Origin of the sequence: Mucilaginibacter sp. cycad4 (assembly GCF_034263275.1) — a bacterium.
Taxonomy (GTDB): domain Bacteria; phylum Bacteroidota; class Bacteroidia; order Sphingobacteriales; family Sphingobacteriaceae; genus Mucilaginibacter.
The window spans coordinates 6632751-6654820 of sequence record NZ_CP139559.1 but is presented as its reverse complement, the minus strand read 5'-3'; the positions used below and the strand labels follow the sequence as shown (position 1 = coordinate 6654820).

The 22070-nt window shown below is 43.9% G+C and carries 15 protein-coding genes; 7 read left to right on the top strand and 8 right to left on the bottom strand.

Annotated elements, in window-relative coordinates; translation table 11 throughout:
- Positions 1-237: 237 nt before the first annotated feature.
- The 7 genes from SNE26_RS27500 to secG all read left to right on the top strand — a co-directional run bounded on the left by SNE26_RS27500 (position 238) and on the right by secG (position 7079).
- On the top strand, positions 238-1095 hold the full coding sequence (locus tag SNE26_RS27500) for a hypothetical protein (RefSeq protein WP_321557035.1): 858 nt from the start codon (positions 238-240) through the stop codon (positions 1093-1095).
- A gap of 394 nt (positions 1096-1489) precedes the next feature.
- Positions 1490-2983, top strand: a complete 1494-nt coding sequence (locus SNE26_RS27495; RefSeq protein WP_321557034.1) for a MiaB/RimO family radical SAM methylthiotransferase — start codon at positions 1490-1492, stop codon at positions 2981-2983.
- A gap of 52 nt (positions 2984-3035) precedes the next feature.
- Entirely contained in the window at positions 3036-3272 is a 237-nt protein-coding gene (locus tag SNE26_RS29595; RefSeq protein ID WP_373695587.1) for a four helix bundle protein, read from the top strand.
- Positions 3273-3519: 247 nt separating this feature from the next.
- Positions 3520-4776 (top strand): sigma-54 dependent transcriptional regulator, encoded by a 1257-nt coding sequence (locus SNE26_RS27490; protein WP_321557033.1) that lies wholly within the window; start codon positions 3520-3522, stop codon positions 4774-4776.
- 5 nt (positions 4777-4781) lie between these two features.
- Positions 4782-5306, top strand: a complete 525-nt coding sequence (locus tag SNE26_RS27485; protein WP_321557032.1) for an LptE family protein — start codon at positions 4782-4784, stop codon at positions 5304-5306.
- 21 nt (positions 5307-5327) lie between these two features.
- On the top strand, positions 5328-6701 hold the full coding sequence (locus tag SNE26_RS27480; protein ID WP_321557031.1) for a hypothetical protein: 1374 nt from the start codon (positions 5328-5330) through the stop codon (positions 6699-6701).
- Positions 6702-6710: 9 nt separating this feature from the next.
- Positions 6711-7079, top strand: coding sequence for a preprotein translocase subunit SecG (gene secG, locus SNE26_RS27475; protein WP_321557030.1), 369 nt, complete (start codon positions 6711-6713; stop codon positions 7077-7079).
- Between the two features lie 350 nt (positions 7080-7429).
- On the opposite strand, the gene sprA is transcribed toward secG, so the two are convergent.
- The 8 genes from sprA to SNE26_RS27435 form a co-directional block, all read right to left on the bottom strand.
- Positions 7430-14443 (bottom strand): cell surface protein SprA, encoded by a 7014-nt coding sequence (gene sprA / locus SNE26_RS27470; protein WP_321557029.1) that lies wholly within the window; start codon positions 14441-14443, stop codon positions 7430-7432.
- Between the two features lie 24 nt (positions 14444-14467).
- A complete protein-coding gene (gene ruvA, locus SNE26_RS27465; RefSeq protein WP_321557028.1) occupies positions 14468-15052 on the bottom strand; it encodes a Holliday junction branch migration protein RuvA in 585 nt (194 codons plus the stop codon).
- A gap of 289 nt (positions 15053-15341) precedes the next feature.
- A complete protein-coding gene (locus SNE26_RS27460; protein WP_321557027.1) occupies positions 15342-17618 on the bottom strand; it encodes an NADP-dependent malic enzyme in 2277 nt (758 codons plus the stop codon).
- Positions 17619-17764: 146 nt separating this feature from the next.
- Positions 17765-18133 (bottom strand): DUF1801 domain-containing protein, encoded by a 369-nt coding sequence (locus tag SNE26_RS27455; RefSeq protein WP_321557026.1) that lies wholly within the window; start codon positions 18131-18133, stop codon positions 17765-17767.
- Between the two features lie 362 nt (positions 18134-18495).
- Positions 18496-19770 carry a transglycosylase SLT domain-containing protein gene (locus tag SNE26_RS27450; RefSeq protein WP_321557025.1) on the bottom strand — a complete coding sequence of 425 codons (1275 nt, stop codon included), beginning with the start codon at positions 19768-19770 and terminating at the stop codon, positions 18496-18498.
- 67 nt (positions 19771-19837) lie between these two features.
- Positions 19838-21262, bottom strand: coding sequence for an Asp-tRNA(Asn)/Glu-tRNA(Gln) amidotransferase subunit GatA (gatA, locus tag SNE26_RS27445; RefSeq protein WP_321557024.1), 1425 nt, complete (start codon positions 21260-21262; stop codon positions 19838-19840).
- 103 nt (positions 21263-21365) lie between these two features.
- Positions 21366-21539, bottom strand: coding sequence for a twin-arginine translocase TatA/TatE family subunit (gene tatA / locus SNE26_RS27440; protein WP_321557023.1), 174 nt, complete (start codon positions 21537-21539; stop codon positions 21366-21368).
- Positions 21540-21571: 32 nt separating this feature from the next.
- On the bottom strand, positions 21572-22015 hold the full coding sequence (locus tag SNE26_RS27435; protein ID WP_321557022.1) for a twin-arginine translocase TatA/TatE family subunit: 444 nt from the start codon (positions 22013-22015) through the stop codon (positions 21572-21574).
- Between the last annotated feature and the right edge of the window lie 55 nt (positions 22016-22070).

Here is a 22070-nt window from a genome sequence, read left to right as displayed (position 1 = left end):
ACCTGTGTTTTATGCTTTAACAGCAAGTTAGCAACTTTTGTTACAGTTGATAGCCGGGTAAATTGTTTTTTTATTAAAACTCATACTTAATTCATCATTTGAGGGTTGGTGCCTGAAGTGGTTTGCATGCTGTTGGTTAACTGATATTGTAGTTTTGTTTAACTGTTAAGCAACCCTTGGGGATTTCAGGGCGTTATGTTTATATAAAAACCTTTTTTAACACTAAACAGACTCCCGATGAAAACAAAAATGTACTTAGCCCTGACGGGCTCAATTGCCTTGACTTTATTAGCAACATCGTGTAAAAAAAATCACGACAGCAATCCAACCACACCTAAAGCTGTTACCGGCGTACAACTTACCTCAAACGCAACATTTGGCAGTATCATAACAGACAATAACGGCCGTGCGCTTTACCTGTTCTCTGACGATGCTGCCAATGTTTCAACTTGTACCGGTGGATGCGCCGTAGCCTGGCCTGCCTTTTACAAAGAAAATCCATCTATAGGTACCGGCCTGGCAGCTACCGACTTCGGCGTTATCACCAACACTGACGGAAACAAGCAAACTACCTATAAAGGCTGGCCTTTATATTATTATGCAAAAGATGTAGCTATTACTGATGTTAACGGTGATGGGGTTGGCAAATCATGGTTTATAGCCAAGCCGGATTACACTGTTATGGTTTCCTACGCGCAACTGATAGGGCATGATGGTAACCAATACACAAGCAAAGGTATTGCCGGCACCGAAAACTCGCAATATATCACTGATGCCAATGGCCGTACTTTGTACCTGTTTACTAAGGATACGTTTAAGACAAATAAATTCAGCACAGGTGTGGCAGCGCATGACGCCAACTGGCCAATCGATGCGGTTACGGCGGTTCAGAATGTTCCTTCTATTTTAAATAAAGCCGACTTTGACGTGATAACCGTATTCGGACAAACACAACTGGTGTATAAAGGGCACCCGCTGTATTACTTTGGCCAGGATAACGGTGTTAAAGGCAGTACTAAAGGTGTTAGCTTCCCTACTCCGGGGGCGGCTATATGGCAAATCAACAACACCAATACGGTAGCCTTAACGCAATAAGTGAGTAGGCAATTAAATATATTGAGCGAGGCTGTATCATAAATCAAAGTGACCATCCCAGGTGTTGTATTAACTATGAATTGAAATTTAGCCGATTTATGCAAAAAGGGGGGTTAACATGTTTTTCGATAAATACTACTCAATTGGTTGATTGTTAGATGATTATATAAATGTTAACCCTAAATTGTGTTAACCCTGTTAACCCCCTTTTGTTAGTAGGATCAATCCAACCTAAAACTATACAGTGCCTAAGTATCTGAATAAGTCAAAAAAAGCGAGGCTGATCATACAGCCTCGTTTTTTGTGAAGTAAACAGAGATTTTATTTAATACTGACAATATGTCATTTAGGTATTTAAATTTTGTTTATTTTTGCAAACTAATTTTTTATATAAATGATGGATTTGCTTATTCCGGATAAAACACATGATGAGAGCAGGCAGGGTGAGGCGCTAATGTTAAAAGCCGAAACAGCTAAAAATAATGGCCGCAAGCTATATATTGAAAGCTATGGCTGCGCCATGAATTTTTCTGACAGTGAGATAGTAGCATCGATATTGGCCGAAAGCGGTTTTGAAACTACTGCCGACTATAGCATTGCCGATGTAATTTTCATCAATACCTGTTCTATCCGCGAAAATGCCGAACAACGTGTGCGCAACCGCTTAAAGGAATTTACCGTTGCCAAAGTAAAAAATCCAGGATTGGTAGTGGGCGTGTTGGGCTGTATGGCCGAACGCCTCAAATCAAAATTCCTGGAAGAAGAAAAATTAGTGGATGTTGTGGTTGGTCCGGATGCTTACCGTGACCTGCCGAACCTGATTGATCAGGTTGACGGCGGGCAAAAAGCGGTTAACGTGCTGCTATCGCGTGAGGAAACTTATGCCGATATCAGTCCAGTGCGTTTAAACAGCAATGGCATTAATGCCTTTGTATCCATTATGCGTGGCTGCGATAACATGTGCTCATTTTGCGTGGTTCCATTTACCCGTGGCCGCGAGCGCAGCCGCGATCCGTTATCAATAGTAGCCGAATGCCGCGATTTGTTTGATAGAGGCTACCGTGAGGTTACCTTGTTGGGACAAAATGTGGATTCATATAAATGGACCTCGCCCCAACCCTCTCCAAAGGAGAGGGCTTTAGAAGGGCAAGTTGAAGCAAGTCTTGAAAATGACAAAAGCCTCCCCCTTGGGGAGGTTGGAGGGGTCAACTTCGCCAACCTGCTGGAGATGGTTGCTTTGATCAACCCCGATCTGCGGGTTAGGTTTTCAACCTCGCATCCAAAGGATATTACCGATGATGTGCTGTATACCATCAATAAATACGATAATATCTGCAATTATATCCACTTGCCGGTACAATCGGGCAACAGCCGCATTCTTGATCTGATGAACCGCACTTATGACCGTGAATGGTACATCAACAGGATCGACGCTATCCGCCGCATCATCCCTGATTGCGCTATATCAACCGATGTGATCACCGGCTTTTGCAGCGAAACCGATGAGGAGCATAAAGAAACTGTAAGCATGATGGATTATGTAAAGTATGACTTTGCCTACATGTTTAAATACAGCGAAAGGCCCGGCACTTTGGCTGCAAAACGTTATGCCGACGATATCCCGGAAGAGGTAAAACAGAAACGCCTGACCGAAATTGTAGCCAAACAGCAGGAGTATTCTTTTTACAGGATGCAGGCCCGCATAGGCAGGGTAGAGCGGGTGCTGATAGAAGGTTTCTCCAAAAAATCAGACAAAGATTATTGCGGCCGCAGCGACCAAAACGCGATGGTGATTTTCCCGGTTGGCGAAGGCTACAAGCCTGGAGAATACGTTAACGTACTTATCGAACGTAGTACTACCGCTACGTTGATAGGGAAGGTTGTATAGAGGCAAGAGGTCAAGATACAGGAATCAAGAAAGAAGGTAAAAGAATTAAGTAATGATGAGGCATAATTTTAAGAGCTTGAAGATTTGGCAAAAGTCGATGGATCTTACTGATTTAACTTATGATTATTGTAAAGCATTACCTATCGAGGAAAGATATAATCTGATTGACCAATTAAACAGATGTTCCTGTTCGGTTCCGTCTAACATAGCGGAAGGTTCAGGTAAAAGAACTAAGGCACATTTTGCTGAATTCTTAACAACGTCCCTTACTTCATCGTTTGAGGTATAGACGCAATTATTAATATGTGAACGAAGGGGCTACGGCTCTAAAGACAAATTAAAGGAATGTTTAGACCTTGTTGTTGAAGTTCAAAAAATGATATTTTCTTTTAGAGAATACATTTTGAACTCTGATGATGAATAAAAACATGATCTTATATAAAAGACAAGATGTATGTAAGAAGTTATATTTGGGTGAGAGGATTCTCCGCTCAAATCTTGCTTCCTGACTCTTGACTTCTTGAATCTTTTTTAACATGGAAGTACAGGAAATAAAACAACGCTTCGGGATCATTGGCAATTCGCCATTGCTTAACCGGGCTATAACTATAGCAAACCAGGTTGCACCTACTGATATCTCGGTATTGATTACCGGCGAGAGTGGTAGTGGCAAGGAGGTTTTTTCGCATATCATACACCAGATGAGCCCGCGTAAGCATGGGCCTTTTATTGCCGTTAACTGCGGCGCGATACCTGAAGGTACCATCGATTCGGAACTTTTTGGTCACGAAAAGGGCGCTTATACAGGCGCTGTTGGCGAACGTAAAGGTTATTTTGAAACCGTTAATGGCGGCACCATATTTTTAGATGAGATTGCCGAAATGCCGCTGGGTACCCAGGCCCGTTTGCTTAGGGTACTTGAATCAGGGCAATATATCAAAGTAGGTTCGTCAAAAGTTGAAAAAACTAATGTGCGTGTCATCGCAGCTACTAATGTTGATGTATATGAGGCGGTAAAGAACGGCAAATTTCGTGAAGACCTTTACTACCGTTTAAACACCGTACCACTGAAGATCCCGCCATTGCGCGACAGGAAGGAAGACGTATTTTTACTATTCCGCAAGTTTACAGCCGATTTTACTGATAAATACCGTACACCGCCAATTCAGTTGGATGAAGAAGCGCAGCAGGTATTAACCAACTATTCATGGCCGGGTAATGTAAGGCAGTTGAAAAACATGGCCGAACAATTGGCTGTACTTGAGCGCGACAGGATCATTACTGCCCAAACACTGCTTACCTATATCCCGCACGAGGCCGGCGCGCGGAACCTGCCAATGCGCCTGGACCATCAGCCTAAAGAAGACTTTTCCGAGCGTGACATCCTGTATAAAGTATTGTTTGATATGAAGCGGGATATGGTGGAGTTGAAAAAACTGGTAGCTGATATTATTGAGCATGGCGGTGTTTCGCCCCATTATGCCAATAATCCGCAAACCTTAAACCAGCTTTACCGCGATATTGAGCTGCATGGTAATAACGAACCACAATTTACTTTACAACAACCCGTTAATACCGTTACAAACAATAGCAGTAATAGCAACACTATCGACGGTTTTAATATAACACATGATGCCGAAGAAGTGGAAGAATCGCTGTCGCTGATTGAAAAGGAATCGGACCTGATCCGTAAAGCCTTGAAAAAACATAAAGGTAAACGTAAGCTTGCCGCTAATGAACTGGGGATCTCTGAACGTACTTTATACAGGAAAATAAAAGAACTAAACTTATAAAATTGATGAAAAAACTCTTGGGGATTATTTCAGTGTGTGTGCTGGTACTTATATGCCCGTCATGTTATACGCTCAAAAATCAATCAATCCCGCCCAGTTTGAAGACCATCAATGTACAGTTTTTTGAAAATAACGCAGCTTTGGTGGTAAATAACCTGAGCCAAACTTTCACCGAAGCGTTAAAAGACAGGATCCGTACACAAACCAGCCTAAGCTTAGTCCGCGGCGAGGCCGATGCAACCATGTCGGGCGCTATTACCGGTTATTCTATCGCTCCGGCATCTATTCAGGCTACTGCAAATAATGTGGCCCCAATTGCTGACGCTAACAGGCTTACTATTACCGTTCGTGTTAAATTTTCATTTGATGCCGCGAAAACTCCGGCAGATAAAAAAATTAGCTTTGAAGATAGTTTTACTAAGTTTGCCGATTATAGGGGAGATATTTCTTCGCAGGAGCAAAACCTGATACAGCAAATCAATAAGCAATTAATTGATGATATTTTTAACAAGGCCTTTTCTAATTGGTAGGCAATTTGTATTTTCAACCACGTGGATCAATATTTGAACAGCAGGCAATACGAAATATTAGATGAACTGTTGGCCAATCCGGCCGAAACAGGTTCTTTTTATGGTTATAACCTGCAGCAACTGGTTGATGCCTACCCGCAAAGCGGTATTTTGCGTGCTTTGCTTGCCCATGCCGGTACCAATAAGGATGTGCAGCGCGCGGCCGTTTATTACAAACCTGTTTTACTGCATAAATTAATTCAGGAGCCGGAGGGGCTTTCTCCTGTAAATTCATCACAGGTAATTGACCTGGTTGATGTTGGTTCGGTAACCAATACTCCTGCTTCCGAAAACTATTTCAATATCGGCCCCGCTGTTGATGAAGTGCCTGATGCCCTGCCGCCTATTCCGGAAGATTTATCCGCTGGCGCAGACCAGGATAGAAACAGCTTTAATTTTATCAATGCCGATGATCATGAACCGGAAACTGCAGAACCGGTAGCAGAAGTTGTTGATTCGGGGTCGGTTGCAACTGTAACCGGCAGGGAGGATATTGCATCTGCTCATGATATAGATGATGAGGTTTATGATGAAATTGTTGGCATCGAGAATATAAGTATAGGCCAGGCTAATGTGAATGAACCTGTTGCAGCTGAGATTAATGCCGATGAAGCGATAAGCGATAAAACAGAGGTGACCGGTGAGCCGCCGGTTGCTGTTGACGAAGCTAAAGATGTAAGGGACGATGTAACTGAAAAATGGATAATCGGTAATATCGCATCGACAGATTATTTTTTGTTTGATAACTCGGTTGTTGACACAAGAAATGAAGATAAGGCTATATCGGAGGAGTCAGCTCCGCAACCGGCAGAAGTTGAAGTTACTGAACAGCAAGAGGTTTTATCAAAGTACAATGACGAGAAAATGCCTTATACCTTTATGTGGTGGTTAGATAAAACCCGTAAGGAATATGCATCAACCTATCAGCCTTATAATGTTGAAACTGTTGCCCCGTCAAAAGCACCTGTAACCGCCGACAACCAAACTGCCGATGAATTACAGCATCAGTATTATGAAAATATCTTCCATTCGCAATCTCTGGAAGAGCTGGAGAAAACCCCTCAGCCTGATGTGCCGGAGATAAAAAGGAAGGAAGATATCATCATTGAGAAATTTATTAAAGAGGAGCCCCAGATCAGGCCGCCATCAATTGATAAGCTCGATAATGAGAACAAAGCGAAGAAGAGCTCGGAAGACAGAAATGACCTGGTAAGTGAAACATTAGCCCAGATTTACATCGACCAGATGTTATATCACAAAGCTATTGCAACTTACAAAAAATTGATGTTGAAATTCCCGGAAAAAAGCCGTTACTTTGCAAGCCAAATTGAGGAGTTAGAGAAGAAAACTAATTAATATAAAGAAATGTATATCGTTTTAATCATTGTTACCGTAATTGTATGTGCTCTGTTAGGGCTTATCGTACTTATCCAAAACCCTAAAGGCGGTGGTTTGGCATCAAATTTTTCAAGCTCATCACAGTTAATGGGGGTACAAAAAACCGGCGACTTCTTAGAAAAAGGTACCTGGGCATTAGCTATAACCCTTATGGTATTGTCATTGGCTATTAATGTTGCTGTAAAAGGAGGCTCATCAAACAATGCAGACAATCCTGCGCTGCGTGAGCAAATTGAAAAAGCTTCAAAACCAAGCAACGCGCTTCCTTCAGCAACTCCGGCATTAACGCCATCTGCTACACCGGCAGCTCCTAAAGCCGACAGCAGCAAAAAATAATAAAGTATTTAATTAAGATATATTAAAAGCCTCTGGATATATTCAGGGGCTTTTTTTGTTCCCCAGGTTCTCCCGCAGATTTAAGTTAATCCACAAAATCTAAATGTGAACTAAACAACGCACGGAAAGCAAGTTCACGATCAGGAGACTCGGCCGGCGTCCGCACGTTTTTTGGCTCCGTAGCTGCCTCCTATTAAAATTTCAGGTTGATAATTTTATGGGGTAGCTTAAATCTGCGAGAAGCCCTTAGGGGCCAGGAAGCAATTCCTCATTTGAAGAGCCGCCCTGTATGGTTTGGGCTTGCTCCGTATTTCGCAACAAGCTCTTAGGAATCACACTGCACCCAACTTTTATTGCAGCAACAACTTCAAATTAATTCCAAAATTGGTAAATGATGTATTAAACGTTTGCGAAGTATAGGGCTTGGTAAGGTTCGAATCGTAAAACAAATTCAGGTTAAAGCGCTGGTTGATCACATAATCAACAGATGGCCTTACGGTAATATTTTGCGCACCTGATGAGATTTCGGCCGATTCAACATCGGCACGGTAAATAAGTGTTTTATTATCGCGCAATGAAAAATCGAGCTTAAAGTTCACATCCTTATGCTGAATGCCTTCAAACCAGCCAAACGGAAAATGAAAATCTTTGGTATGATAACCAAAGCCAAAAACGATGATCTTTTCATTTTGCTGTGCCAACTGGCTGTTAAGCATACTTAAGCTCAGCGAACGGCTTTGGCGATATTCGGCATTGGCAGTCATGCTGTTCTTGAAGCGAACGCTTGCGCCTAACAAGGGTACAAACTGCTCAAAAATGGTAACCTGCGAAAACTGGTACAATGGCAGGAAATCATTGTTCAAATCGCGCGAGGAGGCAGCTCCATTGGCCTCGCGATATTGCAGCAGCGATGTAAAGCCGCTTACATTATATGACGAACGGTAACCATGGCTCAGGTCGAACGAATCAAAAATATCCTGGAACCAGGAGATCTTACTTAAACCATTGTACGTTACCTGCCAGTTAGGAATAGGAATTTTAGGGAATTGCGACAGATTACTGCCCGAAGCATTTTTACCGGCATATGCCGCCAGAAACGCCGGCACCAATACGTTTTGCGAATTTGGCCCGTAACCATCGGCATAACCATCAGCAACTCCGGCCGAATTTGGATTGGTACGCCCTAATCTTTGCGATATCACGGCGCGGGCATCCAAAAATTTCTGGAAAGTACCGGAAACATTGTTTATTCCTTTTGCCGATTCAAAGGCGGTGCCAATGGTAAGGAACGATACACTGTAGTTGCCCGATGTAACCGGGCTTAATGTTTCTATACTATTGCTTGAGGCCAGGTATTTGAAGTTAGCCTGGTAGTTATGGTCCTGGGTTTTAAAGGCGCTGAGCTCAATCCGCAGATCTTTAAATGGTTCAATAATACCCCTGAAGTGCATATCCTCATTAAGCGATGTAGTATATAACTGATTTTGCAGGGTATCGGTAGTGATCCAGCCGTTAGCAACAGCCCTGGCCCGGATATCTGCCTGGCTACCTAATAAAAAGCCTAATCCGGGGGCATTGCCATCTGCACCAAAAAAGCCCGACTGCGGTAAGTATCCCGGTAAAAACGTTCCCTGTGTACGGGTATAGGTTGCGCTCAGGTTTTTAACACTGGTTAGCAAGCCAATCAGGATGTTGCTCTTTTTATTGTTAGGATTATTAGCCTTACGGATAAAAGGGAATTTGTTATACAGCGAAACCATATTGAGGGTTGGGTTAAGCTGGATAGCCCTTGAGTTTTGGATACTGTTGCCCACATCATAGTTGGTACTATTAATAGCAAACAGCGGCTGTGTTTGCCAGTTAAAGTGTGTACTGTAACGCGCTACCGCCGATACCCAATCCAATCCCGGGATTTTGTTGATAGGTACTGTATAGTTAAAATTGATGGTATGGTTATAGTTGGTGGTGCGGCCAAGCTTTTTCAGGTTATCCCAAAGGGTATCGCGTTTTAAACCGTTTATGCGCCCGGCGGGTTCATCCACAACCGAAAGGTTGGTAGCGTCGATATCCATTTGTAATGATTTTGACAGGTTCCAGCCTATGCCGTATACACGGGTTATGTTGAAATACTTATTGAAGGTGGTTGTCGGGATAGGGATATAATTATTAGGATCATTATCGCGCAGGGTATTCTCCGAATAAAAACGATCGAAGTTAATACTGAAATTCAATCGCGATGGCAGCAGACTAAAGTTCAAATCCCTGAACAGAGCCAGCATATTGCTTTTGATGATCTTAGCGAATGGGCTGTAGTATTTGGGCTGATTGGTATAGTTATAAGCGAGTGTGAGATTATAGGTTTTCTCCACATCATTCTGTGTCACAAAATCATGGTGATTGTATTCGGTGTAAGCGTAAGTAGCATTAAAGTTTTCAATATCCCAAATGTGGTTAATAGCATTTTGGTTTGTACGTGCCTTATGCACATTGGTAAAGTTGATGCTTTTGCGGGTGGTAATATCAATAGCCGCATTCCTGATAGAGTCGCGCTCTTTGGTACTGGTTGCCGCCGCCAGCGACGCCTTCAGCTCAACATCCGGCGCACCGGGATCATACTGCGGCATGCTCCTTTGTGATGACAAATTGATATATGCCGGGATATGGATGCCGCTTTTATCCGGGAAAAACTTACCTAGCTCAACATTGGCAGATACATCATAGGTTTGGTCATCGCTCTGGCTCCGGTCGTTCAGCCTTGAATCAAGCGTACCGAAACCGATGGTTGTTTTACTGCCGGATACGGTGATATCGGCAAAGTCGGCAAGCTTGGCATCAATCCTCGCGGTAGCAGCCCAACCGCCGCGCTGATCAAAATCGGTAAGGCGCAGCTCATCAAACCAAACAGTTCCTGATTTATCCAGTCCATCATCCGGAAGCACATTTGTACCTTTATAAGGATTGCGCACGCCAAGCATAATGGTGCGTAGTTTACTTAAATCGGGCTGGCCTTTTATATAAACCACCTTATCACCCTCTGTATATTTGAAAAGCTGGTTATAGGCCACGTTAGAGTGATTACGCGCAAGCTTTGCCCGGATCAGCAAATCAAGTTCCAGGTCCATCTCATTAACATCGGGCCATATCGCTCCTGCATCGCTGGTACCCGGCTGGGTTATTTTCAAAGGCAATTCGTACTCATAATAGTTATCCTGGTAATCAACGCCGAGGCGGATAAACGCGTTCAGGTCATTATCTTTCAAATAATCACCTTCGGCATGGATAAACATTTGCATCCGTTTGTATTTGCGCAGGTCATTATAAAAGGTACGGAAAGCTGCTCTCGAATACCCATCACGCAGGCTTTTTACGTTAAGCGATAAAGATTGCTCGTTAAGCTTGGTATTGGTTTGCAGGTTATTGTAATTGCGCTGACGGTTAATACCCGGCGGCACCACATAAGGTATAGGCGTGCGGTTACCGTTCTCTTCAATATTTACCGCCTGCACGTCGATGGTCGAATTATCTATCGGCGGGTTTTGGATTGCAGGATCGGCAATTACGTTCAGCGGATTTTTTTCGCTGTTGTAAGCACGCCACTCACCACGTACCAGTTCAAGTGTAGCGAAACGAAGAACTGCGGTATCAGCGAAATTGGTCATGAACATCCTCATAAAACGGATTGCCTTAAAATCCTGGATATTGCCCACCTTTGATTGATAATCGGTAATAGGAATGCGGAACTGGTACCAGTTAACCGCCTGTGTTGTACCGTTGGGCAGTTTTACCTGTGCGGTAACTTTATCACTGATGTAATTTTGGCCGACAACCATATCGGCAGGGCGCATGGATACTTTGTATTGGAAGTACGAATCTTCCTGGCTCATGTTGTTATCCCGGTTAATATCCTCTCCGTCGGGCAGAGATGTTGAAGCCGAGTTTTGCAAGCCAAGTTCGGCCTGCGATTGCTGGGCCGTTTTCGAGTTACCATCGGTGCCGTTGTATTTGCTGTAACGCTCAAGGATGCCGGCACGGGCCTGGTCAAGGGCTGGCCCCTGGTAATACTGATAGTCATCCGATGAAGGGTCGGCTGCGATGGCGGTTGCGGCCTGCGCGTTCAGTTGCCCTTTTATCTGCTGAACAACCGGTGCAAATTTGGTTTGCTCATCCTGGTCATTCATGCCGTCCAAACCAACGTCCTGCAGTTTACGGGCATCGGGGTTGTTATCAAACGCGTTTATAACGGGCTGTAGTTTGGATACCCTGCCCCAGCTGGTTTCATCAACCTTGGTCAAATCACCATCAACAGGCAAACCATTTTCCAGGCTTTTACGGCCGTCTTTCAAGATATCTTCCGATAATGAACCTAAGTTAAAATACAAATCGCCACCAGCCGAGTTTGGTTTGTATATGAACGGATCAAGCATCCAAAACTCGATGTATGATACGTTTAAAGATTCAAAATCATTTGTTTCCAGCTTGCGGAACATACCGCCCCAGCGTGTTTTGGGGTTTTGTAATGTACCATCAGGGTTGATACCGGTTGTAGCATAGTTGTACGGACCACGGATGGTTGGATAAAAAGCCATATTCAGGGTAGCCAAACTAAGCGGCTGCCCGGTAGCCGACTGCTTATACGGGAAAACTTCCTGTTCAATCACCTGCCTTACGTAATGGTTGGAAAGTTCACTTCTTGATATGGGGATGGAACCTGTGTTGGTATAAAATACAGGGTCGATATTATAAAATGCCAGCCGTGCACGGTTATAACCATAGCTCAGGTTATCAAACAAAGCCGATTCGCCAAATAGCTGCGGCGTTCCTGAAATTTGCCAGCTGTTAGCTCCTTTAATATCTATTACCGATTGACTGTTCTCAAAATCATCAAGATAGGATGTGCCGTTTTTGGAACCTGCAAAATTCAATGCACCGGGACTGCCCGGCATCAGTTTGGCAAACTCGCCATAAAAATTAATGGACGATGGCACCTTGGTATGGATGCCGGGAATCTTATCAACCAATCTTGTTAAAAACCTGGAGTTTGAACTGTAATTGGCATCAAAGCCCCAAATGGTATTGGAGATGGATTCTTCGCCGGCAATTTCATTTTGGGTGATGGGCTGCTCGGTGAGGTGCATCAAAGTAGCACCTAACTGAAGCTTATCGCTGGCATGATAATCAAGCCTGGTGCCGTACAATGACTTTTGCTGCACGCCGAACAATTCATTATTCTCCAGCTTTACGGTAATAGGCTGGCCGGAAGATAATAGCGCCTGGTTCAGGATCCTGATCCGCCCTGCGTTATAATCAACGGTATAATCGTTTCCTTCCTGTAGCTTTACTGTACCGGCGGTTACAATTACTGAACCTTGAGGAATGTTAACCGCGTTCAGCTGGTACTCCGAACCGCCCGTTGAGGTATAGGTTCCCTTGATCACATACCTGTTTAATGCCGGGAAATATTGCTGCGCGATGGTTTTGGTTGAGTCATACAATGGCTGATAAACGTATCGTTTAACCAGGTCAGTCTCGCCCGCGGTAAATTTTGATGCAAGATCTGAACCAAAGGGTTCCACCACCGGGAACGAAATCCGCCCGTTTTGCGAATCGATGGTAATCCCCTCTAAAAAGTCAAAGTAACCATCCGGTTTTTTATCACTTTGCTGGTTGAGGTTATCGAGCCCGGCTATCTGAAGCCACAGTTTACCTTTGGTATTTTGCCCCTCCTCCATTACCGTTTTTTCAATGCCCGATTTATCATCCAGGCGGGTAACAGTTAATTTAAAATCGGTAGGTGCTATCTGGAAAGCGCCAAGGGAGTAGATGTTTTTCATCATCAAATCCCAGGTTGGCAAGTTGGTTTTCAGCAACTCGCCTTTCAGCAATTTCACAAACAGTACGTTCGGGGTGTTTGGGTTAACTGCAACATCGCTGCTAAATTCACCCACCTGGTATTGCACACCATTAACAGTATACTGGTAAGCAACCGCCAGCACCTCGTCATTATTTAAAGGATAATTTAAGGAGATGTAACCTAATTGCGGGTGCAGGGTATACTCTTTATCGGTAAGCTTACGGGCGTAAGTCAGTTTTGAATAGTTATCCGTACTGCCCGATCCCTGGAAAAAACTGGCAACATCATTGGAATTGGTGAGCCTTGCATTTTGTGGCAATACGGTTAACAGGTTGTTTGATTGCTGTGCGAAACCCGGCCCCTTAAAACCGGCAGGCAGGGCGCTGCCGCCGCCTACAATCCTTGTTTTATTGTATGGGTTATTTTCACCAAGGTCGATAAAAGCCAATATATCGCGCGAATCGGTAGTTACATTTGTCCGGTTGGTAGTCCAAACCTCAATTTTAGTGATATTAACATTGGAGCTGATAATAGGGATATTGGCCAGCGCCCTGTTGTAATTATTCCTGAAATATTGCGACAGGAAAAAGTGCTTATTAGCCTCATAATCGGCAGGCGTTAACCTAAACTCACCCTGTTGCGATCCGTTAGTGATGGTGATGGTTTTTGACTGTGAACGTTGCTGCGAAAAAATACTGGTAACATCCAACCGACCGAATTTCAGCTTGGTTTTAACGCCGAAAAGCGCCTGGCTGCCTGTAATCAGCGTGGTGTTAAGCGGCATACTAACGGTACCGGCTTCAATCTTTTGAATGATCTCATCCGGCGAGCCTGTATAATCCAGCTTAATCTGGTTTTCAAACTGGAACTGCGCATCGGTGTTGTAATTGGTGGTGATCTTTAACTTATCGCCTATATTACCGGTTACGTTGAGCTGGATACGCTGATCAAAATTAAAATTGAACTGGCTGCGCTGGCGGGTATTAAAAAGCGGATTTTGATTTTTATTTATCTGCCCCGCCATGATCATCTCTGCCGAACCCTGCGGGCGGATATCAATCACCGAGCTGCCAAAGATCTGCTCAAAGGTACGGCTCCTGACCTTTATAGGCGGTATAAACCCCGGCTGCTGTGAATCATAGGCGTAATTATCTGCCAGCTGCTGAAAATAGCCCCGTTGGGTCGATCTTTCTTTAAGCTTCAAATATTGCTCAAACGTAAGATACTGCGGCGGGCGGTAAAGTAAATTACCTACCCTTTCGTATAAAATGTAACGGTTTGTGGCCGGATCATATTCAATAGTACGTACCAGACCTGCCGGGTCGGTATTGAAAATACCTTCCCTCATCCGCTGGCTTCGTGGCGCGGTCAGGTTTATCGGTGCATTTGATTTGGTTGTATCATTTTTAGCCGCAGGCGAGGGCTTTTGTTGTGCATACACATTCCCCAGCCCCCCGAACACCACAATGAACAACACACTTATAAGTGTCTTATAAGTAAATACTTTGGTCAAAAGTTAGTAGATATTTATCCGTAATTATAGCGTTTTTAACGCGAACTTAATTAGTTCTTCAACCGTTAATTCGCCATTATTTTTCTTGATCTCCTGGTCTAATACTTTTTCGGCAACGTTACGCGCAAAACCCAGCATCACTAATGCTGATAGTGCTTCGTCCTTAACAGTCTGGCTCACCGGCACAACAGTTAAGGTATCGGGGCCTTCCTTACGCAGCTTATCCTGCAACTCCAAAATAATCCGCTGTGCTGATTTTGGCCCAATTCCTTTTATCCGCTGAATCAGCGATACATTCCCGCTCACAATAGCTGCCTGAATCTCGGCCGGGCTTATCGATGACAGCATCATCCTTGCCGTATTAGGCCCGATACCCGAAATGGAGATTAAATGTAAGAACAACCTGCGCTCACCTTCGGTAGCAAAGCCGTAAAGCGTGTGCGCATCCTCTTTTACGTGTAACCACACAAAGAGTTTACATTTTTCGTCGTCACTAATGCCCGAGTAGGTATTTACAGAAATGTTGATATGATACCCTATCCCTCCCGCATCTATCACTATATAAGACGGGCTTTTGAACATTAGCTTACCACTAATATAATCATACATATATTATTACCTTATTAAGTTTATTAAACAATGATGTTAATGGCAAAACAGCCTTACAGTGATTATCCAAAGATAAAATTCCGGCGTCATTATGTTATATAATGACAAACAAAAAGCTGCAGGATACTCACCTTAAAAAACAAAGACGCTAAGCATTTAAATACCAGCGTCTTTAGCCCCCTCTAAATCTCCCCCGGCAAGCCCCACCCAAACCCTCCCCGGAAGGGAGGGCTTTTAAGAAATTTCCATAAAGTCTCCCCTACAGGGGGAGATTTAGAGGGGGCTTGGCTTATTTGGCAGCAGCTTTTGCCTGGGCGTCAACCACGGCAATGGTAACCATATTTACAATTTCGCGTACCGAACTGCCTAACTGCAGCACATGCACAGGTTTCTTTAAGCCAACCAATATCGGCCCAACAGCTTCGGCACCGCCTATTTCCTGTAAAAGTTTATAGGCAATATTACCCGACTCCAGGTTGGGGAAGATCAGCGTATTGGCTGGCTTACCATTAAGTGTTGAGAACGGGAAGTTATCATCAAGCAAATCAGCATTCAGTGCAAAGTTGGCCTGCATATCACCGTCAACAACCATATCAGGGTATTTCTCATGCAGAATCGCTACCGTTTCTCTTGTTTTTTCCGGTATCTCGCCTTCGTTCGACCCAAAGTTGGAGTACGATAACACAGCTATCCTCGGGCTGATGTTAAACTGCTTTACAGAGCGTTCAATCAGCACGGTAATATCAACCAGGTCATTAACACATGGGTTCACATTCACCGTAGTATCGCCAAAAAACACAGGGCCCTTAGCCGTGATCATCATATACATCCCCGCAACACGGTTCACACCTTCCTCAGTACCGATAATTTGCAGGGCCGGCTTTACTGTGGTTACGTAGTTTTTGGTTAAACCTGAGATCAGCGCATCGGCCCGGCCAAACTGCACCATACAAGCGCCGTAGTAGTTACGGTCTACCAATTGCTTTTTAGCCTCGTACAGGGTAATCCCCCTGCGCTGGCGTTTGTTATACAGAAACTCGGTATACTCATCCATATGCTCACAGCCTTCCCGCGGATCAATGATATGAACATCACCCAAATCAAGGTCATTATCATGGATGATCTTTTTAATCCTGTCCACATTGCCCAGCAAAATAGGCGTTGCAATGCCTTCCTCTTTTACAATCTGGGCCGATCTTAAGATCTTATAATTATCAGCCTCGGCAAATACTACGCGCTTAGGGTTTTGTTTTGCTTTTGCTGTAAGGTTACGCAACAGTTTATCATTAGTACCCAGGCGCACCCTCAGCTCCTCGGCATACGCATCCCAATCGGTGATCACTTTACGGGCTACACCTGAAGCAATGGCCGCTTTTGCCACCGCCATGGATACCTCGGTGATCAATCTTTGATCCATTGGTTTCGGGATGATATAATCCTTGCCAAATTTCAGGTTAGTAAGGTTATAAGCGAGGTTAACGGCTTCCGGAACCGGCTTTTTAGCCATTTCGGCTATGGCGTGTGTAGCGGCAATCTTCATTTCCTCGTTAATAGCGGTAGCCCTTACGTCAAGTGCTCCACGAAAAATGTAAGGGAAACCGAGCACGTTATTTACCTGGTTAGGAAAATCGGAACGACCGGTTGCCATAATAATATCATCGCGCGTGCCGGCTGCAAGGTCATAATCAATTTCAGGAACCGGGTTGGCCATAGCAAAAACGATAGGCTTTTTAGCCATTGTTTTCAGCATATCGGGCGTTACCACGTTGCCTGCCGAAAGGCCGACAAATACATCGGCATTTTTCATGGCATCGGCCAGTGTTTTAACATCTTTGCGGTCAGTAGCAAACTCCATCCTGATCTCGTCAAGGTCGGTGCGTTCATGGTTTAACACGCCATTGATATCAAACATCACCAGGTTTTCTTTTTTTACCCCTAATGACAGGTACATTTTTGAGCAGGATACGGCTGCTGCACCGGCGCCATTAACCACCATTTTTATCTTATCCAGTTTTTTGCCCTGAATTTCGCAGGCGTTCATCAATGCTGCGCCGGATATAATGGCGGTACCATGCTGATCGTCATGCATTACGGGGATATTCATTTCGGCCTTTAACCTGCGCTCAATTTCAAAGCAGGTTGGAGCCGAGATATCTTCCAAATTTACGCCGCCGAAAGTTGGCTCAAGCGCCTTAACGATGTTCACAAAATCATCTACACTTTTGGCGTTCAACTCAAGATCAAACACATCAATATCTGCATAGATCTTAAACAGCAGGCCCTTCCCTTCCATTACCGGCTTGCTGGCTTCGGGGCCAATATTGCCTAAGCCAAGTACGGCAGTACCATTGCTGATCACAGCTACCAGGTTACCTTTGGCGGTATATTTATAAACATCTTCGGTATTGTCAGCAATCTTTAAACATGGTTCGGCTACACCTGGAGAGTAAGCCATAGTTAAGTCGCGCTGCGAATTTGTTGGTTTGGTAGGTACAACTTGTATCTTCCCGGGACGGCCTTGCGAGTGGTAGTTCAGCGCGTCCTGTTTTCGGTTAGTTTTATTCATTTTTTTCAAATTGAAGCGCCCAAAATTACAATTCTTTTTATGGAACAGACATAAAAAAGCCCCTTTTTACGATTATGTTAAAAAGAGGGTAAAATATGGTTAATGTTTTGATAAGATGTGTTTAAAAGAACGGATTTGGCAATGTTCTATTTTTTCTTCTTTGCCTTCTCCATATTTTTCTGTACCCTGAACTTTACAATTTTGGTAATGAGATCGAGCGGTAGCGGTTCATCCAGCGGAAACTGAACTGAGCCTTTTGCCCCTTTATATCCCGAAAGTTCTTCTTTAAACTCTTCCAAACCCTGCGGTGCCGGATAAAAACCAATGTGATTTTTAAAACCGCCGAAATGTACCAGGTTACCGTTAAGAATAAATGTTGGGATGGCGTATTTAATAGCCTCTTCAGCATCAGGCGCGGCGGCCTTTATGGTAGCACGTACCAATTGCAGTTTTTGCTGAACATCCTCCGGGAAACCGGCTATATATTCATCAATATTTTCCTTTGGCTTTTCCATAGCTATATTTTTGTCCGAAAGTCCGCATAAGTCCGAAAGATGTTCACGGAAAGACTTTATATCTATAAAAATACAAATTTTTTATGTCCGAAAGTCGGGGAGCCCGGAAGTCCGAAAGATTCTTACACTACTATTAAAGACAAATCCGAAAGCTGATCTCAACTTTCGGGTCTTTCAAGCTCCCCTCTTGAGAGCGGGCGCGATGGAAAAAGCGCGGTAGCAGGGGTGTGTTTATGCGATCAGGGTATCAAAGCAGAGACACACCCCTCCACCCCTCTCAAGAGGGGAATCGCACTTCCCCACGCTTTCTGTGGCGAAATAATCTTACAGCAGGCTAAAAAAACACTTCCCGACTAAACAAACTAATTCTTCGAATACGGCTCATCATCCGGCACGTTGGCAGCAACTTCACCGGCCGATACTTTTAACATGGCCCCTATCGGCGCCCGGTTAGTTTTGAGATGGTTCCAGACTTTAAGGTCTGACACTTCGCAACCAAACATATCAGCAATAGACGCAAGTGTTTCCCCCCTTTTCACTTTATGATGGGTAGGGATTTTGCGCTCGGGCTTAGCAGGTGTATATTGAACGGCAGCATAAGCAGCCGGTTTAGCAGCTGGTCGCACAGGGGCGTCGGCTCCATTTAAAACAGCATACAAGGCGGCATAATTATCTTTTGCGGTTTGGGGGATGATCAACCTGCGGGGTGTTTTGGCACTGCCATTAACTACAGCCATCCGGTACGATGGATTAAGAATGGTGATCTCCCTTAAACTAACATCAAGCGCCTGGGCAACGCTGTTTAATGGCACTACCCTTTTTACCATCACCGTATCGGTACGGGTAGAGAAGTTACAGGCCTGCGCTACGATATTATGTTTATTAAAATAGTGCATTACGTAGTTCATGGCAATAAAAGCCGGTACATATCCACGGGTTTCCACAGGAAGATATTGGCGAATGCTCCAAAAATCGGTTACACCACCTGCTTTTTCAACGGCACGTTCAACATTACTTTTACCGCAATTGTATGAGGCAATGGCCAGCAGCCAGTCGCCAAATTCCTGGTACGCGTCTTTTAGATAGGCCGCTGCTGCATAGCTCGACTGGATAGGGTCACGGCGGTCATCAACATAGTTGTCCATGTTTAGGCCATATGTCTTTGCTGTTGTGCCCATAAACTGCCAAAGGCCGGTCGCCCCTACCCTTGATACCGCGTTTGGATCAAGCTTTGATTCAACAATCGACAGGAATTTTATTTCTTCAGGGATTCCGGCCTCGCGGAAAGCCTTTTCATAAATGGGGAAGTAATATTTGGTTAAGCCTGCAACCTGGCCCATTTCTTCGCGGTTATGCATATACAAGTCGATATAAGCCTGCACATATTCATTATAATCCAATTGGATATCCTTGCGGATAGAATCTAACCTGCGTTTGTACAAACCACCGTACGTACTTAACGGCAACGACTGGTTAAGCACCGGCAAAATAGTAGTATCGGCATTTACAACATCGGGGTTAAATTTGGCTACCCGGTTTATTTGCTTAATTGACTTTGCCGAATTGGTTGTGTTTGTTTCGGCTTGTAAAACTTGGAGTGATAAGAGGCAAATGGTCAGCGTAAATAATCTCTTCATTTATTCAAGGGATTTGATTAATTTATAATGCCCAAAGCATCAGCATTTTACTAAAATATCATTTTTATTACAGATCGAGAAAATATTTGGCAAAATCTAACAGTTGCTGTTCGCCAAAATGCTTTGTTAATAACTGTAAACCTAACGGCAAACCGTTGCTGTTATTGCCCGTAGGTATTGATATGGCCGGTACACCGGTTAATGACGCTTGTACGGTAAAAATGTCAGAAAGATACATTACCACCGGATCTTTCTCTTCTTTACCTATTTCAAAAGCCGGTTCGGGTGCCGACGGCACCAGTATAAAATCATACTCTTCCAGTATCTGGTTGGTTTTTTCCTGGATCAGCCTGCGTACTTTCTGCGCTTTTGCGTAGTAGGCATCGTAGTATCCTGCGCTCAGTACAAAAGTGCCCAGCATGATGCGGCGCTTTACTTCCTTACCAAATCCTTCGGAACGGGAACGTTTATAAGTAGACTGTAAATCTGTAGCCAGCGGACTGCGATAGCCATAATGTACGCCATCGTACCTTGCCAGGTTTGATGACGCTTCGGCCATGGCCAGGATATAGTAAGTTGGTACCAGGTACTCCAGCAGTTCAAAAGCTATTGGTGTAACGGTGTGACCGTCAGCCCGCAGCTTATCAATATATTGTATAAGATTGTCCTTTACTTCATTATCAACACCGGGGCTGGATATGGCTTCCTGCAGATAGGCTATCTTCTTTTTGCCCGGTTTTTGAAGATTAGTATATGACGATGGCGGAGGAGTTTGCGATAAAGTACTGTCATATTCATCCGGCCCGGCCAGTACTTCCAACAATAATGCAGCATCTTCAACCGATTTGGTAATTGGCCCTACCTGGTCAAAGGATGAAGCATAAGCAATAATACCATGCCTTGAAATTGTGCCGTATGTTGGCTTTAAACCTACAACCCCGCAAAAAGAGGCCGGCTGCCTTACCGAGCCACCGGTATCAGTACCTAAAGTAGCATGGCACATCCCGGCTTGTACGGCCACAGCCGAACCGCCTGATGAACCACCTGCTACTTTGGTTTCATCGGCATGGTTTTTTACCGGGCCAAAGTATGATGATTCGTTGGTGGCCCCCATGGCAAATTCATCGCAGTTACAGCGACCAATGATCACGGCGTCTTCGGCCAGCAGGCGTTCAACTACGGTTGATGAAAAGATAGAGGTGAAACCGGTTAAGATTTTTGATGAAGCACTAACCTGGTGCCCTTTGTAGCAGATATTGTCTTTAATACCCACAACCATCCCGGCTAATTTACCGGCGGTGCCATTTTTTATTTTGTTGTCAACGTTTTTTGCAGCAATTAATGCTTCATCAGCAAACACTTCATTAAAAGCGTTTAAATGAGCATTTTTTTCAATCTCAAGCAAATAGCCTTTTACAAGACCTTCAACAGTAATTTCTGCACGTTGCAACCCGCTCTTTATTTCGGTTAAAGAGGAATAAATATTAGCCATGGGGCTAAAATAAAAAACTTATCCGTTGAAATAAGAAATAAATCAACAGATAAGTTCATATACTCAATAAAAACGGCATTAAAACCTAATCCCCGTTAGGGTACTAAGCTTTTTTTTCTTCAGATGAAGAAGATGTGCCTTCGCTGTTTTGCGCGTCTTTAAATTCTTTAACGCCTTTCCCTAAGCCTCTCATTAGTTCGGGTATTTTTTTACCGCCGAATAATAAAAGTATCGCAATGATGATCAGAATAATTTCTGGTGCGCCTAATCCACCCATGATTTTAAGTTTTATGTATGATTAATATTATATTATGACTTGTATTCTTCTTCTTTTTCGGCATCCAGATGGCTGCCGGTAATGGTCTTATCTAAATTGATATGACTTTGGTGTTCCGGCTCGGCCGGGGTGTTTACGTGATAATCACTGATAGCGATTGTATTTGGAACAGTGTTTTCAACAACCGGCTTTTCATGCTCAGCTGCAACTTCCGGAGCTTCTGAAGCTTTTTCATCTAAAAGAGGCGTTTCTTCTTCTACTTTAGGTGCAGGTTTCTTTTCCTCGTAATTATTGATCTGGTTATTGATCTCACGCTTAACGTCTTCAGAGGCATCTTTAAAATCGCGGATACCTTTACCCAGGCTCCGTGCCAGGCCGGGCAGCTTTTCGCCGCCAAATAGCATCAATGCTGCAAAAAGTATCAGTACCATCTCGCCCGTACCAATATTTAAAAATAACAAAACTGAACTTAACATAGCATTCTGTTTAAGGATACAAATATATACAATTAAAATTTCTTATAGTTCATAA